We start from the raw sequence: 15,889 nt of genomic DNA on the forward strand, positions 1-15,889 counted from the left end.
AGTGCGACCGGAACCCCGGATGCGACGCCGCGACGGCACGAAGTGCGACCGGAACCCCGGATGCGACGCCGCGACGGCACGAAGTGCGACCGGAACTCCGGATGCGCAGGCGTGGCGGCACGAACTGCGACGGGAGTTCACCCATCCACACCCGAAACGGCCGCGAAACAGCCCTTCGGTAGGATGGAGTCGCCCGACAAGGGCCAGCTCATCAGCCGGTGCAAACCCGGCGAAAGCAAGGGGGATACCCATGCCAGGAATCGTTATCGTCGGCGTCCAGTGGGGCGATGAGGGCAAGGGCAAGGCCACCGACCTGCTCGGCGAGCGCACCGACTGGGTCGTCAAGTTCAACGGCGGCAACAACGCGGGCCACACGGTCGTGGTCGGCAACGAGAAGTACGCGCTGCACCTGCTGCCCTCGGGCATCCTGTCGCCCGGGGTCACCCCCGTGATCGGCAACGGCGTCGTGATCGACCTCGAGGTGCTCTTCAGCGAGCTCGAGGCCCTCGGCGGCCGCGGCATCGACGTCTCCCGCCTCAAGGTGAGCGCCAACGCGCACCTCATCACCCAGTACCACCGCACGCTCGACAAGGTCACCGAGCGCTTCCTCGGCAAGCGCATGATCGGCACGACCGGCCGCGGCATCGGTCCGGCCTACGCCGACAAGATCAACCGCGTCGGCATCCGCGTGCAGGACCTCTTCGACGAGAACATCCTGCGCCAGAAGGTCGAGGGCGCGCTCGATCAGAAGAACCACCTGCTGGTGAAGATCTTCAACCGTCGCGCGATCACGGCCGACGAGATCGTCGAAGACCTGCTCTCCTACGCCGAGCGCCTGCGGCCCATGGTCGCCGACACCGGCTATCTGCTTGATGAAGCGCTGCACCGCGGCGAGGTCGTGGTGTTCGAGGGTGGCCAGGCCACCATGCTCGACGTGGACCACGGCACCTACCCGTTCGTCACGTCGTCGTCGGCGACCGCCGGTGGCGCGTCGACCGGTTCGGGAGTCGGACCCGGTGCGCTCGACCGCATCGTCGGCATCGTCAAGGCGTACACGACGCGTGTCGGCTCGGGCCCGTTCCCGACCGAGCTGTTCGACGAGCAGGGCGATTGGCTGCGCTCGCGCGGCTTCGAGTTCGGCACGACCACCGGCCGTCCGCGCCGCGTGGGCTGGTACGACGCGCCGATCACCCGCTACGCGACCCGGGTCAACGGCATCACCGACCTGGTGCTCACCAAGCTCGACATCCTGACGGGCCTCGAGCAGATCCCGGTGTGCGTGGCCTACGACGTCGACGGCACGCGCTTCGACGAGGTGCCGGTCAACCAGACCGACTTCCACCACGCGACGCCGCTCCTCGAGTACTTCCCCGGCTGGAGCGAGGACATCTCGACCTCGCGCACGTTCGACGACCTGCCGAAGAACGCTCAGGACTACGTGCTGGCGCTCGAGAGCATGAGCAACACCCGCATCTCGGTCATCGGTGTCGGTCCCGAGCGCGATCAGGTCATCGTGCGTCACGACCTGCTCGACTGAGCGCGACGTGACCCGGTTCTGGCTCGGCGGATACGGCTCCGCGATGGAGGGCTCCGCCGACGGCATCGGCCTGCTGGCGGGCGACGCCGACAGGCAGACCGCCCTCGAGTACCGCGGCGCGGTCACCCAGACCCCGTCGCCGTCATGGCTGGCGCAGCATCCGACCCTCGATGTCGTCTATGCGGCGCTCGAGGGGGATGCCGCGGTGCAGGCGTTCTCGCGGAGCGGCGAATCGACGCTGCGGCCGCTCGGGGAACCCGTCGAAGCGGGCGACTCGGTCTGCCACGTCGCGGTCGCGCCGGACGGATCGTCACTGATCGCGAGCTGCTACGGCGACGGGCGGGTCGTGCGCATCGGCATCGATTCACACGGACGCCTGGTGCCGGATGCCGTGAACAAGGCCGCCGAGCTGCGTGCGGCGCTCCTCGGCGAGCCGATCGAGACGGCGGCGCCCGCGGGGGTCGCCGCCGCGGCATCCGACCCGTACTCCGGCGAGCTCACGGCAAGCGGTGAGGCGCGCGTCTCGCACGCGCACGCCTCGGCGTTCCTGCCCGACGGCCGCATCGCCACGACCGACCTGGGCTTCGACCTCGTGCGGATCTGGCGCCAGACCGCCGGCGGGCTCGCGCTCGATCACGAGGTAGTGCTGCCGCTCGGCACCGGCCCTCGGCACATGGTCGTGCACCCCAGCGGTCATCTGCACGTCGTCACCGAGTACTCGTGCGAGGTGTTCACGCTCGCCGCGAGCCGAGACGGAACGTGGGGGGTGGCGTCGTCGGTGCTGGCGAGCCCGATCGCCGAGATCGGCGTGGACTTCCCCGCCGAGCTCGCCCGCACACGCGATGCGCAGTTCCTCTACACGGCGCTCCGCGGCAGCAACACGATCGCGGCCCTGCGCGTGCGCGGCGGAGGCGAGAGTCTCGAGCCGATCGCGCTCGCCGACTCGGGCGTCGACTGGCCGCGGCATCACCTCGTGCACCAGGGCAAGCTGCTCGTCGCCGGGCAGCGCTCCGACACCGTCGCGCTGCTCGACCTCGATGAGCGCACAGGGGCGCCGCTCGGCATCCGTCACACCGCCCAGGCGCCGACGCCGACGCACTTCCTGCCGGTCCGCTGACGCTCTTCCTGCCGGTCCGCTGACGCTCACTCGCTGAACTCCGCTTGACCTCAACCTTTATTGAGGTTCTACGGTCGTGCCTATGACCATCGACACGGGCGCCACGCAGACCGCGAAGAGCGCCGGCATCATGAGCGGCGCGTACCTCTGGATCACGATCGGCGCCTGCGCGCTCGTGTTCCTCGGGGCGTTCGAATCCCTCGCGGTCACGACGGTGATGCCGGCGGTGAGCACTGACCTCGACGGGGAGCGTCTGTATGCGCTGGCGTTCGCAGGCCCGCTGGCCACGGGAGTCATCGGCATGGTCGTCGCGGGCAACTGGGCGGATCGCCGCGGACCGGTCGCGCCGCTGTACGCCTCGGTCGCACTGTTCGTCGTCGGGCTTCTCGTGGCCGGATTCGCGCCGACCATGGAGGTGCTCGTCGCCGGGCGCTTCGCTCAGGGCCTCGGCAACGGCGGGCTCATGGTCGCGCTGTACGTGGTCGTCGCGCGCGTCTACCCGCGTGCCCTCCACCCCGCGATCTTCGCCGGATTCGCCGCCGCCTGGGTCGTGCCCTCGCTCGTCGGGCCGACCGTCGCCGGGGCCGTCACCGAACTGTGGAGCTGGCACTGGGTGTTCCTCGGCGTCGTCTTCCTGGTGGTCCCCGCCCTGCTGATGGTCGTTCCCGCTCTCCGCGGGCTGTCAGGCGACGGCGACGTCACGATCCCGTGGGCGTTCGGCAGGCTCGGATGGTCGGTGCTCGCTGCGGTCGCCGTGCTCGGCCTCAACCTCGTCGGTGACATCCCCGGTGCCGGCCCCGTGCTCGCCGCTGCAGCCGTCGTCGTGGCGCTCGTCGCGGTGAGGGCGCTGCTGCCCGCCGGAACCCTGCGCGCGCGACGAGGGCTGCCCTCGGTGCTGCTCGTGCGCGGACTCGCCGCCGCGGGGTTCTTCGGTGCCCAGGTGTACATCCCCTATCTGCTGACCGAGCGCTACGAGGTGTCGCCGACCATCGCGGGGCTCACTCTCACCGGTGGGGCCCTCGCGTGGTCGGCCGCCGCGACCGTGCAGGGGCGAATGGGCGTGCGGCTCTCGAGCGTCACTGCCGTGCGCATCGGCACGATCCTCGTCGTCGCGGGGGTCCTGCTCGCGCTCGCCGCAGCGGTGCTCACGGCGCCGGTCGTCGTCATCATCGTCGCGTGGGTCGTCGCCGGGGTGGGAATGGGACTGATGAGCCCGCGGACCAGTGCCCTGACCCTCGAGATGTCGGAGCCCGAGAATCAGGGGTTCAACAGTGCGGCCATGACGGTCGCCGACTCCTTCGGAAGCGCACTCGCGCTGGCGATCACCGGAGTGCTGTTCACCGGTCTCGCCGCGATCACCGACCCGTTCGTCGCGGTGTTCGCGCTGGCGGGCGTCATCGCGCTGGCGGCGGCGGTGCTCGCTTCTCGGGTCGCGCCGCGTGGTGCGTGACCGCCGTCGTTCACGACTCAGCATGGATCAGGGCGTTTGCGCCGAGACCGGGCCGCTCCGGGCGGGGATGGCATTCTCGTGCTGAGTTGTGAACCGATGCGGGAAGGGGCGCGGCCCGGCGACGCGCCCGGAAGGCTCGTGCACAGCCCCTGGCGGAACACCACCCCGTGACTCGACGTTGGTCTTGAGGAAGACTGGGCGACGGAGAGGTGACCTCATGACTGCTGAGAAGACCGACGAATACGACCTGATCGTGCTGGGCGGTGGGCCGGTGGGAGAGAACGTCGCCGACCGCGCCGTGCAGGACGGACTGACCGCGATCATCGTGGAGAGCGAGCTGGTGGGCGGCGAGTGCTCGTACTGGGCCTGCATGCCGTCGAAGGCGCTGCTGCGTTCAGCCCAGGCACTGCGCGCGGCGCAGAAGGTCAAGGGCGCGGCCGAGGCGGTCACCGGAAAGCTCGACGTGCGAGCGGTGTTCGACCGCCGCGACTCGTTCACGAGCAATTGGTCGGATGACGGACAGGTGAAGTGGCTCGACTCGGCCGGCATCGACCTGGCGCGCGGCCACGGGCGCCTGACGGGCGAGCGCGAAGTGACGGTGACGGATGCCGACGGCGGCACCCGCGTGCTGCGCGCTCGCCATGCGGTCGCGATCAGCACGGGGTCGGATGCAGTGATCCCGCCGATCGAAGGCCTTCGCGAGTCGTCTCCCTGGACCAGCCGCGAGGCGACCAGCGCCGAGGAGCTGCCCGAGTCCCTCGCCGTGATCGGCGGCGGCGTCGTCGCGGTCGAGATGGCGACGGCGTACGCGGCTCTCGGCTCGACGGTGACGATCATCGCCCGCAGCGGTCTGCTCGGCGCGATGGAGCCCTTCGCGGGCGAGCGCGTCGCCGCCGGCCTGAAGGAGCTCGGAGTGGATGTGCGCACCGACACAGGCACCACGCGCGTCACGCGCGGCCACGACGGAGTCGAGATCGTGCTCGACGACGACTCGACGATCACGGCCGCAGAGGTCCTCGTCGCCACCGGGCGTTCTCCCCGAAGCGGCGACATCGGCCTCGACGTCGTGGGCCTCGAGCCCGGGCGCTGGATCACGGTCGACGACACGCTGCGCGTGCCGGGCTCCGACTGGCTCTACGCCGTCGGCGACGTCAACGGACGCGTGCTGTTGACGCACCAGGGCAAGTACCAGGCGCGTGCGGCCGGCGATGTGATCGCAGCGCGTGCGCAGGGCGGAGACGTCGATGATGCTCCTTGGGGCAAGCACGTGGCGACCGCCGACAAGACCGCAGCCCCCCAGGTCACCTTCTCGTTCCCCGAGGTCGCCTCGGTCGGGCAGACCGAGGCCGAGGCCCGCGAGGCCGGGCATGACGTCGCCGTGGTCGACTACGACCTGGGATGGGTCGCCGGAGCGAGCCTCTACGAGGACGGCTTCGACGGCCAGGCGCGCATCGTGATCGACAAGGAGCGCGACGTCATCATCGGCGCGACGTTCGTCGGCCCCGAGGTCGCGGAGTTGGTGCAGACGGCGACCGTCGCGATCGTCGGCGAGGTGCCGATCGCCCGGCTCTGGCACGCGGTTCCGGCCTACCCGACGATCAGCGAGGTGTGGCTACGGCTGCTGGAGGGCTACGGGCGGGAATCGGCGTGATTCTCCGAACCATCCGTTGCGGCATCCGCTCCGAACATCAGGGGAAGGACCTGGCGCGTTCGGCGTGCCCGGCGCAGGATTGTTTCTCATATTGACGCCCCGGAGCGCAAGCCTCGGGCGAATGTCGCACACCTCTTATACGCTCGAAACCACATCCGAGGAGGCAGGACCATGAAGGCTGTACTCGCAGGAACCGTCATCGCCGAAGCCGACGAGAGCGATCTCGCCCGCATCGAGGGCAACTGGTACTTCCCGCCCGCATCGATCACCGAGGGCGCGCTCGTCGAGAGCCCGACCCAGTACACGTGCCCCTGGAAGGGCGCGGCCCAGTACTTCTCCGTCCAGGCCGGCGGCGAGCTGCACGCCGACTACGCCTGGTCGTATCCGACCCCGTTCCCGAGCGCGTTCGACCGCGTCGGCAAGGACTTCTCGGGGTTCGTCGCGTTCGACCCGCGGGTCGACGTCTCCGCATGACCTCTGTATGCCGCAGTCGGGGCGCTGATGCTCGTCTCGTCGATCGATCGACCGGAGAGTAATCATGATCGAGTTCCGCAACGTCACCAAGCAGTTCCCCGACGGCACGACCGCCGTCAAGGACTTCAGCCTGGTGCTGCCGTCGCGAAAGACGACGGTGTTCGTCGGATCCTCGGGATGCGGCAAGACCACTCTGCTGCGCATGATCAATCGCATGGTCGAGCCGACCTCCGGCGAGGTCGAGATCGACGGAGAGAGCGTGCTCGGGGGTGACCCCGTCGCGTTGCGCCGGAGCATCGGCTACGTCATGCAGAACTCGGGACTCATGCCGCACTTCACGGTGATCGACAACGTCGCCACCGTCCTACGGCTGACGGGCGTGAAGAAGGGTCCGGCGCACGAGCGCGCGCGCGAGCTTCTGAAGACCGTCGGCCTCGACCAGTCGCTGGCCGAGCGGTATCCGAGTCAGCTCTCGGGCGGTCAGCAGCAGCGCGTGGGTGTGGCCCGCGGACTCGCAGCCGACCCGAACATCCTTTTGATGGACGAGCCCTTCGGCGCGGTCGACCCGATCGTCCGTGCCGACCTGCAGCAGGAGACCCTGCGGCTGCAGCACGAGCTCGACAAGACGGTCGTCTTCGTCACGCACGACATCGACGAGGCCTTCCTGCTCGGAGACCAGGTCGTGATCCTCGACAAGGGCGCACGCATCGTGCAGGTGGGCAGCCCGAGCGAGATCATCGAGAACCCGGCAGACGACTTCGTCGCGTCCTTCATCGGCGCCGACCGCGGTCGCCGCGCTCTGCACCTCAAAGAGACACCGCACGGCACCGTCGTGGTCGACTCGGAGGGCCGCACACAGGGCGCGATCGTGGCCGACGTCGAGAAGACCGACGGGCCGCTGGCAGGACCGGATGCCGCCGCTCTCGGAGCGGTGCAGAGCGGGCTCACATGAACTGGGTCGTCGACAACCTCGACCTGATCGTCGACCTGACTCTGGTGCATCTGCGTCAGAGCATCATCCCGATCGTGCTCGGCTTCGTGCTGTCGTTGCCCCTCGGCTGGGTCGCATGGAGGTTCAAGCTCGTGCGCGGACCGATCATCCTGCTCACCGGTCTGCTCTACACGATCCCCTCGCTCGCCCTGCTGATCCTGCTGCCGTCCGTCGTCGGATACTCACCGCGCAGCGAGGCCAACCTGGTCATCGCGCTCACCATCTACGCGATCGCGATCCTCGTGCGCGGAGTGTCCGACGGTCTCGATTCTGTCGACGATGACATCCGTCAGTCCGCCACGGCCACAGGGTTCGGTCCGCTGCGGCGCTTCTGGGCGGTCGAATTCCCGCTCGCCGGCCCGGTCATCCTGGCGAGTCTGCGTGTCACAGCGGTGAGCACCATCTCGTTGGCGACCGTCGGCATCCTGATCGGCATCCGGAACCTCGGATACCTCTTCACGAACGGGCTCGACCGGCGGATCATCGCAGAGGTGTTCGCCGGCATCATCGCTGTCGTCGTCATCGCCCTCGTGATCGATCTGCTCCTCCTGCTCGCCGGTCGGGCACTCATGCCGTGGACGCGCGCCGCGACGAAGACCAGCGCTGCGCGCCCTGTGGCCGTGGGGGCTCCCGCATGAACCTCTTTCTCGAAGCCTTCGCCTGGATGCTCGCTCCGGCCCAGTGGACCGGCAACTACGCCCTGCCGAAGCTGCTCGGCGAGCATTTGACTCTGACCGCGATCTCCGTGGTCATCGCGGCCGCCATCGCGGTTCCGCTCGGATGGCTCATCGGGCACACGGGCAAGGGGCGCGAGATCGCCGTGGCAGTGTCGGGAGCGGCGCGTGCGATCCCGGCCTTCGGCCTCATGATCCTGCTGGTGCTCCTCTTGGGCGTGCTCCGCATCCCCGAGGCCGCGATCACGACCTTCGTGCTGCTCGCGATCCCGTCTCTGCTCGCAGGCGCCTACACCGGCCTCGAAGCCATCGACCGGCGCGTCATCGACGCGGCGAAGGCGATGGGCATGACGGGATGGCAGATCTTCTGGAAGGTCGAGGTGCCGCTCGGTCTTCCGCTCCTGGTCGGCGGCATCCGCTCGGCCCTCCTGCAGGTCATCGCGACCGTGACGATCGCCGCGTACGTGGGGCTGGGTGGCCTCGGCTACCCGATCATCCAGGGCATCCCGCTGCAGCGCTTCGATCAGGTGGTCGCGGGCGCGATCCTCGTCGCCGCGCTCGCGTTGCTGGTCGACCTCCTGCTCGCCGGCGCCCAGCATCTCGCGGTGCCGAGAGGCCTCCGCACCGGCGGACGCCCCTCGCGTCGACGCTCGCGCGCGCTGGCTCCCGCGGCCGAGCCCTCGACCTCCGGATCGTCCACCGCCGGCGACGGGCCGACATCGGTCGCGGCCGAGCCCGCCACAGCCTGAATCCACAGCACAGCAGTCCCCAGCAGTCCCCCAGAGAAGAGGAAGTCCATGTTCACAGCACGAGGCAAGCGCTCTGTCTTCGCCGTCGGCCTTGTCGCCGCAGCGGCACTCGCCCTCACCGCCTGCGGTTCGAGCGAATCGCTCGGCGAGCCGGCCGACTCCGGCGAGAGCTCGGGCGGCGACGCGATCGTCGTCGGCTCGCAGGCGTACTACTCCAACGAGATCATCGCCGAGATCTACGCTCAGGCGCTCGAAGCGGCCGACTTCACGGTCGATCGCCAGTTCAGCATCGGCCAGCGCGACGCGTACATGCCCGACGTCGAGTCCGGCGACATCGATGTCTTCCCCGAGTACACGGGCAGCCTGCTCGAGTACGTCTCGGACGACGAGATCGAGGTGACGAGCCCCGACGACGTCTACGCGGCCCTGCAGGATGCACTGCCCGAGAGTCTCACGGCGCTCGACTTCGCGGAGGCATCCGACCAGGACTCCTACACGGTGCTCAAGAGCTTCGCCGAGGAGAACGGCCTGACCACGATCGGAGACCTCTCGAAGGTCACCTCGCAGGTCACGATCGGTGCGGCTCCCGAGTTCGAGCAGCGCCCCTACAGCCCGGCCGCGGCCAAGGAGGTCTACGGCGTCGACCTGGCGTTCTCGGCCACCGGCCCCACGACCCTCGAGTCGCTGCTCGCCGGCGAGATCCAGGTCGCGGACATCTACACCGCGGACCCCGCTTTCGAGACCGAGGAGATCGTCGCTCTCGAAGACCCCGAGAACCTGATCATCTCGTCGAACGTCGTGCCGATCGTCTCGAGCGACATCGCTGACGACGTGGCGGACGTGCTCAACGCCATCAGCGCCAAGCTGACCGCAGAGGAGCTCGTCTCGCTGAACGTGCTGAGCACGGTCGACCAGCAGTCGTCGGAAGACATCGCCAAGAAGTGGCTCGAGGACAACGACCTCGTCTGATCGCGAGTCGTTCTACCAGAAGTGCCCGGTCCCTCAGGGGGCCGGGCACTTCTGCGTGTGATGCGCGGTCGTTCGCCTCGTCGAGTGTCGGCTAGACCCGGGCATCCTGCCGGGGTATCAGCACCTGTTTGATGATGATGAGGATGGATGCCGCGACCGGCACCGCGACGAGCGCACCGAGCAGGCCGAGCAGCGTGCCACCGGCGAGGGCGCCGATCACGACGAGGGCACCCGGAACGGCCACAGCCTTGTTCATGACGCGCGGAGTGATGACGTACGCCTCGATCTGCATGTAGACGACATAGATGAGGGCGAACACGAGAGCCGCGACGGGGTCGCTGAAGAGTGCGAGTCCGCTGCCGATGATCCAGAAGATCACCGATCCGACGAGTGGGATCAGGGTGATGCAGAACGCGACGGTCGCCATGAGCGGAGGGAACGGCAGACCGAGGAGGAGGTACAACACGAATGTGAGTACGGCGTTGCAGAACGCGAGCACCACCATTCCCATGACGTAGGCCCCGACCGAGTCGGTGATCTGGTCGGTGATGTCGCTTGCCCGAGCGCGGTCACGGGCAGGAGCGAGGCGGAGCATCCCCGACTTGATCGAGGGCAGAGTCGCGACGAAGTAGAGCGTGAGCACGAGCACCACGATGATGCCCGAGATGGCGTTGGCGATCGAGGCGCCGACCTGCAGCGCGCCGCCGCCGATCGCCGCGATGTTGCCGGGGTCGGTGAGAAACTTCTGCACGTCGACGACGAGGGACTCGAACTGATCGCCGAACTGATCCTCGAGGGTCGCGTAGATGTCGCTCCGCATGAACTCCTGGATCATGCCGGGCACCGAGCGGATGAAGCTTGCGATCTGCTCGATCACGACCGGCACGACCATCCAGATCACGAGGCCCGCGACGACGATGAGCCCGAGGATCGCGACGACCACCGAGATGGCTCGGGACAGCCCGCGCCGCTCGAGGAAACGCACCGTGGGGTCGAGCCCGAGAGCGGCGAACAGGGCGAGGGCGATGTAGATGAGCACGGTCGACAGGTTGGCCATGGCGAGGCCGAGCACGATGGCCGCGAGGCCGCCGAGCGTCACCAGGAAGCCGAACACGAACGGGCGGTCGATGCGCGTCCAGAATGATCGGCTCGGCGTCATCGGCTCGACGACGCCGGTGCGCACGCCATGCGATGGGCTGTGATCGAGGCGAGCCGGCGTCACGGCGGCGGGCGACTCGGATGCGGGGATTCCGGTCGACACGACGGAGCCGGAAGATCCCTCGGTTCCGGCGGATGCATCGGGAGTCGAGGCGGGATGCTCGGGCTGCGGGGACGGGTCGGATGCGGCAGCGGATGCGCTCGACGACGGTTCCTGCTCTTCTCGGCTCATGTGCTCACGATAGCGTTCGACCGAGGTGCGACCCAGGAGTCATCCCCCGTGCCGGGTGGGGTCGTTCTGCCGCGTGTTTCCGTAGAGTAGGGGGCATGACCGCCGCTGAAGACCCCCGGGCTGAACTCCTGCGACTGCGCTCGAGCATCGACAACATCGACGCTGCACTCATCTTCATGCTCGCGGAGCGCTTCCGCGCCACTCAGCAGGTCGGGCAGCTCAAAGCCGAGCACGAGATGCCGGCATCCGATCCGGGTCGTGAAGAGCAGCAGGTCGCGCGCCTCAAGGCACTCGCCGAGGATGCGCACCTCGACCCAGAGTTCGCCGAGAAGTGGTTCAACTTCGTGGTGGCCGAGGTGATCCGCCATCACACGGAAGCCGCCGAAGGGCGATGATCCGGCCTTCCGGGCGAGCGACGGTGTGTGCAGCACTCACCCGCCCGGGGACCGAACTAAGTTTATTGAATAAACTATGACCGAGGGTACGCAGAAACCCCTGGTCTGTCAATCGATTCCGACAACAGGACCGGCTCCATGCTGAACGGCGACGACGCACTCGACACGCAGGCGTCGGTCCGCCGCGCCAACCTGCGTCGGGCGCTGCAGCTGGTGTTCAGCAGCCCGGGCGCTCAGACGAGGGCAGGCATCGCTCGGGCCACCGGCCTGACGGCTGCCACGGCCTCGTCGCTGGTGGCCGAGCTCATCGATCTCCGACTCATCGCGGAGGGGGCCCAGGCTGCCAGCACGGGCGGAAAGCGGGCCACGACCCTCAGCATCGACGCCGCTCATCACCTCATCCTCGTGCTCGTCGTCCGACCGACAGACGCCCGCATCGCGCTGGTCGGTCTCGACGGCGCAGAGGTCGAGACGCGTAGGGTCGGGTACTCATCGGAGTCGCGGGATCGGGTCCTCGATGACGCACTCGCCGAGATCGCGAACGCGCACCGCGGCCGTCTGCTCGTCGCGGGGGTGCAGTTGCCCGGCACGACCGACGGGCGCCGCGTCTTCGAGAGCGTGCAGCTCGACTGGACCGACGTCGCTCTCGCGGATCGCTTCGAGGCGCTGCTCGGCGTTCCGGTGCTGCTCGTGAACGACGTGGATGCCGAGGCGATCGCCGAGTCCGCCATCGAGGATGAGTCGGCGGGATATCGGCTGTTCATCCACATCGGCACCGGAATCGGGGCGGCGGTGACCCTCGATGGCGAACTCGCCCCGGGCCCTCGTGACCGTGCGGGGGAGATCGGTCACGTGCAGGTGCAGTTCGGGGGCGATGCACGGGCGTGCCGGTGCGGACGACGCGGGTGCCTGGAATCCGTGGCATCGATGACCGCCATGATCGGCGACGACTTCGACGATGCGCTCGACGACCAGGCGATCGAAGGTCTCGCGGTTGCGGCCGATGCGGAGCGGCTGGCCGAAGGGGCGCGGGCTCTCGCCCGCACGATCAAGCTCATCGCGGCGGTGCTCGACGCCGCTGAGGTCGTGATCGGCGGCCCTGCTCGCGCGCTCGGCGACTCGTTCCTCCGGCTCGTGCAGGCGGAGATCGACTACACGGCCACGGGCACCGCGAACGTGCCCGTGCGTTTCGCCGACGCGGACGCATCGATCTCCACCGGCGTCGCACAGGTCGCACTGTCGAGCGCGCTGGGCGTGCGCTGGAGCCCGGCGCAGCTGCGCGCAGCATCCGCTCTTCGCGACTGACCGCGCTGCGTGCTGCGGAGGCGGATGCCGTCGGCACCGGCGCTGGCGAAGGACTGACCGTGGCGCCTCCTGCACACAAATCCACCGACTAGTCCAGGTGTCTCGCCCAGAACTCGTCCTCTGCCCAGCCCGCAGGAACGCCCATGCCGGCAAGGTTCATCGGCGGCCGCGTGCTGAGCAGCCGATGCAGTCGTCGCGCCCAGGTGCTCCGGGGCGACACCACGTCGAGCACGGACTGGAGCGACACCAGCACCGGGTAGAGGCGTTTCTCTGAGCGTGCCGGTAGTGCAGCGTCGCCCTTCAACCAGGAGATCGCAGGTGAGGCTGGAATCGCAGGGTAGACACCGATACCGACGTTCCAGAGGCGACCGTGGTGGGCGCAGATGTTCCGAATGCGCACGAAGGTGCGAAGCCACGACGTCAGCACCGGATCGGTCAGGCCGAGACGCCTCGCTATGGCAGTCCGGTCGGCGCGCAGGCGCAGGTTGTCGATTACGTTGTTCAACTGGCCAAGAGTGAGGGTCTCCACCATCAGCCAGGAAGGTGGCAGCTCGGGCTCACCGTAGGTGAGCAGATAGTGCTCGAGCGCTGAGCGGTAGACAACGCTGGAGGGGTGGCTCACTGGCTCCGGGGCGCCGGTGAGGCGGGTAGCTGAGGTGTCGCGCACGATCCTGAGGAGGCCCGTGTGCTTCCCGTGGTTCTGAAAGTGGGCTGCTTCGACGTACCAGTGAGGCTCCTCGTATGCGGTCGACATATGATCCGTCAGCGCCGCGCGCACGGCGACTTCGACCCGCTCCAGTGCATCCATCACCAGCAGTCTGAGCGCCCGGTCAAAGACATAGAGGTCCAGCACGTCATCAAACGCGGCCCCGATGCGGAACGCATGGTCGGGCTGCCCCTGTTGGAACGGGATCGTGTACGGCGACAGCCGGAAGTAGCCGATGTGCCGCAGGTACCGCGCGGCTCGTTCGCGATCCGGGATCTCGAGCCCGCGTTCAGCCATTCGAAGGACGAGGTCGTCCAGGCTAAGTGCCTGCTTGTCGTAGATCAAAGAGCCGCGAGGCCGCGGTGGTCGGGGCATCGATGCTCCTCTGGCCGGGAAAGAAAAACCTCCCAAGTGCGCATCCAGGAGAGGCGTGGGAGGTGTAGTAACACGAATGTAGCACGGAGCTAGGACAGTGGCGTCGGTCCTGTCGTTCGATCGGGCATCGCCTCGAGCGGGTGTCAGTACCGACCGCTCCCGCCGGACTTCTCGTGAGACGACGATGCGGAGCACCGCCCGGGGTGGCACTCCGCATCTGGTCCGAAGGTTCTACTTGACGCTGCCGGCGGTGAGCCCGCCGACGAGGCGCTTCTCGATGAGCATGAACAGGATGACGACGGGCAGGATCGCGACGATCGAGACGCCGAACACGTACTGCCAGCTGGTCTCGTACTGACCCACGAACTTGGTCAGCGCGACCGACAGCGGCTGGTTCTTGTCGGTCGAGAGAATGACGAGCGATGCGGCGAACTCGTTCCAGCAGGCGACGAACGTGAACACGATCGCCGTCACGATGCCCGGCCAGACGAGCGGCAGGTTGATCTTGAACAGCACGGTGAAGCGACCGGCACCGTCGATCTGCGCCGCTTCGTCGATCTCCTTGGGGATGCCGGCGAAGAACGAGTGCATGATCCACACCGCGAATGACAGGTTGAACGCGGCGTTGATGAAGATCATCGCGGCCCACGTGTCGCTGAGCCCGAGCACCGTGAACTGGCGGAACAGACCCGAGGTGAGCACGGCCGGCTGCAGCATCTGCGTCACGATCACCAGGAACAGGAACACCATGCGCCCGGGGAACTTGAACCGGGCGGTGTAGTACGCCGCGGGCAGCGAGACGAGCAGCACGAGCAGCGTCGCGAACACGGCGATGATGATCGTCGAGATCAGGTTGTACGGCAGCGGTGTCTCGGGGGTCGACCACATCGAGATGTAGTTCTCCCAGTGCCACTCGATCGGCAGGTACGTCGGGTCGACCGAGCGGATCTGCGACTTCGTCTTCACGGAGCCGAAGAACATGATCAGATACGGCAGCACGAAGATCGCGAGCACAAGGATGCCGGCGGTCATGCGCAGGATGACGCGGGGCAGCGTCACCTGGTCTTCCGTGTACCGGCGCTTGCGCCCGGGGATGCGGGGCGCGGCGTCGTCTCCGGCGGTCGTGACGAGGGCGGTCTCGGTCAGGGTCATGATCAGACCTCCTTCATGGGCTTGACGGCCTTGACGTAGATCGCGACGATCACGATCACGATGAGGAAGGCCACGACCGACAGCGCACTCGCGACGTCGACCTTCTTCTGCAGCTCGATGTACTTGAAGATCATCGTCATGATCGTGTCGGCCCCGTAGCCCGGGATCGACCCGGTCATCACCTTCAGGATCGGCAACGAGTTGAACACGTTGATGATGTTGATGAGGATCGCGACCGCAAGGGCGCTGCGCAGCTGCGGCACGACGACGGTCCAGTAGGTGCGGGTGGGCCCTGCGCCGTCCATCTTCGCGGCCTCGAGGGTGTCGGCCGGAACCGTCTGGAGCCCGGCGAGGATCGTGTAGGTCGTGAACGGCAGTGACACGAAGATCGCGATCACGATCGACCACGCGAACGCGGTGGCCGGGTTCTTCGTCCAGCCGTACCCGACCGCGTCATCCGACAGCCCGATGTCGTACAGGAACTTGTTGAACACCCCGAAGTACGGCTCGAGGCTGTAGTAGAAGACCATCGTCGTCATCACGACGGATGCCGCCCACGGGACGATCACGGCCATGCGGACGATCTGGCGGCCGGGGAAGGCCTTGTTCAGGATCTGCGCGAGTCCGAGCGAGATGAGCACCGTGAATGTCACGACCGCGACGACCCAGATGATCGTGCGGAAGATGATCGGCCAGAACTCCGCGAACGTGAACACCGTCACGAAGTTGTCGAAGCCGACCGAGCCCTTGTCGAGGCCCGACAGCGAGATGTCGCGGGTGGAGTTGAAGAACATCACCCCGGCGGGGAACAGCACCACGCCGATGATGAGCAGCAGGGCAGGAGCGATCCAGGGCAATGCCTGGAGCAGGTCCTTTCCGCCGGGCTTGCCGCGGGATGCGCCCGATCGGCGGCCCGGGGTGGGGGGGGGGGGGGGGGGGGGGGGCCCCCCCCCC

15 protein-coding genes are annotated in these 15,889 nt (G+C 67.8%); 11 read left to right on the forward strand and 4 right to left on the reverse strand.

Going from position 1 to position 15,889, the window contains the following annotated elements; translation table 11 throughout:
* Positions 1–250: 250 nt before the first annotated feature.
* The 9 genes from RQG77_RS05485 (at position 251) to RQG77_RS05525 (ending at position 9,612) form a co-directional block, all read left to right on the forward strand.
* Positions 251–1,537 (forward strand): adenylosuccinate synthase, encoded by a 1,287-nt coding sequence (locus RQG77_RS05485; RefSeq protein WP_311243821.1) that lies wholly within the window; start codon positions 251–253, stop codon positions 1,535–1,537.
* A gap of 7 nt (positions 1,538–1,544) precedes the next feature.
* On the forward strand, positions 1,545–2,654 hold the full coding sequence (locus RQG77_RS05490; protein WP_311243822.1) for a beta-propeller fold lactonase family protein: 1,110 nt from the start codon (positions 1,545–1,547) through the stop codon (positions 2,652–2,654).
* 82 nt (positions 2,655–2,736) lie between these two features.
* Positions 2,737–4,104 carry an MFS transporter gene (locus RQG77_RS05495; RefSeq protein WP_311243823.1) on the forward strand — a complete coding sequence of 456 codons (1,368 nt, stop codon included), beginning with the start codon at positions 2,737–2,739 and terminating at the stop codon, positions 4,102–4,104.
* Between the two features lie 217 nt (positions 4,105–4,321).
* Complete coding sequence (locus RQG77_RS05500) at positions 4,322–5,755, forward strand: NAD(P)/FAD-dependent oxidoreductase (RefSeq protein WP_311243824.1); 1,434 nt, start codon at positions 4,322–4,324, stop codon at positions 5,753–5,755.
* Positions 5,756–5,926: 171 nt separating this feature from the next.
* Positions 5,927–6,229 (forward strand): DUF427 domain-containing protein, encoded by a 303-nt coding sequence (locus RQG77_RS05505; RefSeq protein WP_311243825.1) that lies wholly within the window; start codon positions 5,927–5,929, stop codon positions 6,227–6,229.
* A gap of 64 nt (positions 6,230–6,293) precedes the next feature.
* A complete protein-coding gene (locus tag RQG77_RS05510; RefSeq protein WP_311243826.1) occupies positions 6,294–7,181 on the forward strand; it encodes an ATP-binding cassette domain-containing protein in 888 nt (295 codons plus the stop codon).
* A complete protein-coding gene (locus RQG77_RS05515; RefSeq protein ID WP_311243827.1) occupies positions 7,178–7,858 on the forward strand; it encodes an ABC transporter permease in 681 nt (226 codons plus the stop codon). The genes RQG77_RS05510 and RQG77_RS05515 overlap by 4 nt, the downstream gene beginning before the upstream one ends.
* On the forward strand, positions 7,855–8,643 hold the full coding sequence (locus RQG77_RS05520; protein WP_311243828.1) for an ABC transporter permease: 789 nt from the start codon (positions 7,855–7,857) through the stop codon (positions 8,641–8,643). The genes RQG77_RS05515 and RQG77_RS05520 overlap by 4 nt, the downstream gene beginning before the upstream one ends.
* Before the next feature lie 48 nt (positions 8,644–8,691).
* On the forward strand, positions 8,692–9,612 hold the full coding sequence (locus RQG77_RS05525) for an ABC transporter substrate-binding protein (protein WP_311243829.1): 921 nt from the start codon (positions 8,692–8,694) through the stop codon (positions 9,610–9,612).
* Between the two features lie 91 nt (positions 9,613–9,703).
* On the opposite strand, the gene RQG77_RS05530 is transcribed toward RQG77_RS05525, so the two are convergent.
* Complete coding sequence (locus RQG77_RS05530) at positions 9,704–11,002, reverse strand: AI-2E family transporter (protein WP_311243830.1); 1,299 nt, start codon at positions 11,000–11,002, stop codon at positions 9,704–9,706.
* A gap of 95 nt (positions 11,003–11,097) precedes the next feature.
* Here RQG77_RS05530 and RQG77_RS05535 point away from each other — a divergent pair, with 95 nt between their 5' ends.
* Complete coding sequence (locus RQG77_RS05535) at positions 11,098–11,397, forward strand: chorismate mutase (protein ID WP_042541193.1); 300 nt, start codon at positions 11,098–11,100, stop codon at positions 11,395–11,397.
* A 138-nt stretch (positions 11,398–11,535) separates the two neighbouring features.
* A complete protein-coding gene (locus tag RQG77_RS05540; RefSeq protein ID WP_311243831.1) occupies positions 11,536–12,702 on the forward strand; it encodes an ROK family protein in 1,167 nt (388 codons plus the stop codon).
* 88 nt (positions 12,703–12,790) lie between these two features.
* Here the strand turns inward: RQG77_RS05540 and RQG77_RS05545 are convergent, their stop codons facing one another.
* The 3 genes from RQG77_RS05545 to RQG77_RS05555 all read right to left on the reverse strand — a co-directional run bounded on the left by RQG77_RS05545 (position 12,791) and on the right by RQG77_RS05555 (position 15,792).
* Entirely contained in the window at positions 12,791–13,783 is a 993-nt protein-coding gene (locus RQG77_RS05545) for an Abi family protein (protein ID WP_311243832.1), read from the reverse strand.
* A 231-nt stretch (positions 13,784–14,014) separates the two neighbouring features.
* Entirely contained in the window at positions 14,015–14,935 is a 921-nt protein-coding gene (locus RQG77_RS05550) for a carbohydrate ABC transporter permease (protein ID WP_311243833.1), read from the reverse strand.
* 2 nt (positions 14,936–14,937) lie between these two features.
* Positions 14,938–15,792 carry a sugar ABC transporter permease gene (locus RQG77_RS05555; RefSeq protein WP_311243834.1) on the reverse strand — a complete coding sequence of 285 codons (855 nt, stop codon included), beginning with the start codon at positions 15,790–15,792 and terminating at the stop codon, positions 14,938–14,940.
* Positions 15,793–15,889: the final 97 nt, after the last annotated feature.

It is taken from the genome of Microbacterium sp. WCS2018Hpa-23, from assembly GCF_031843845.1.
Classification (GTDB): Bacteria; Actinomycetota; Actinomycetes; order Actinomycetales; family Microbacteriaceae; genus Microbacterium.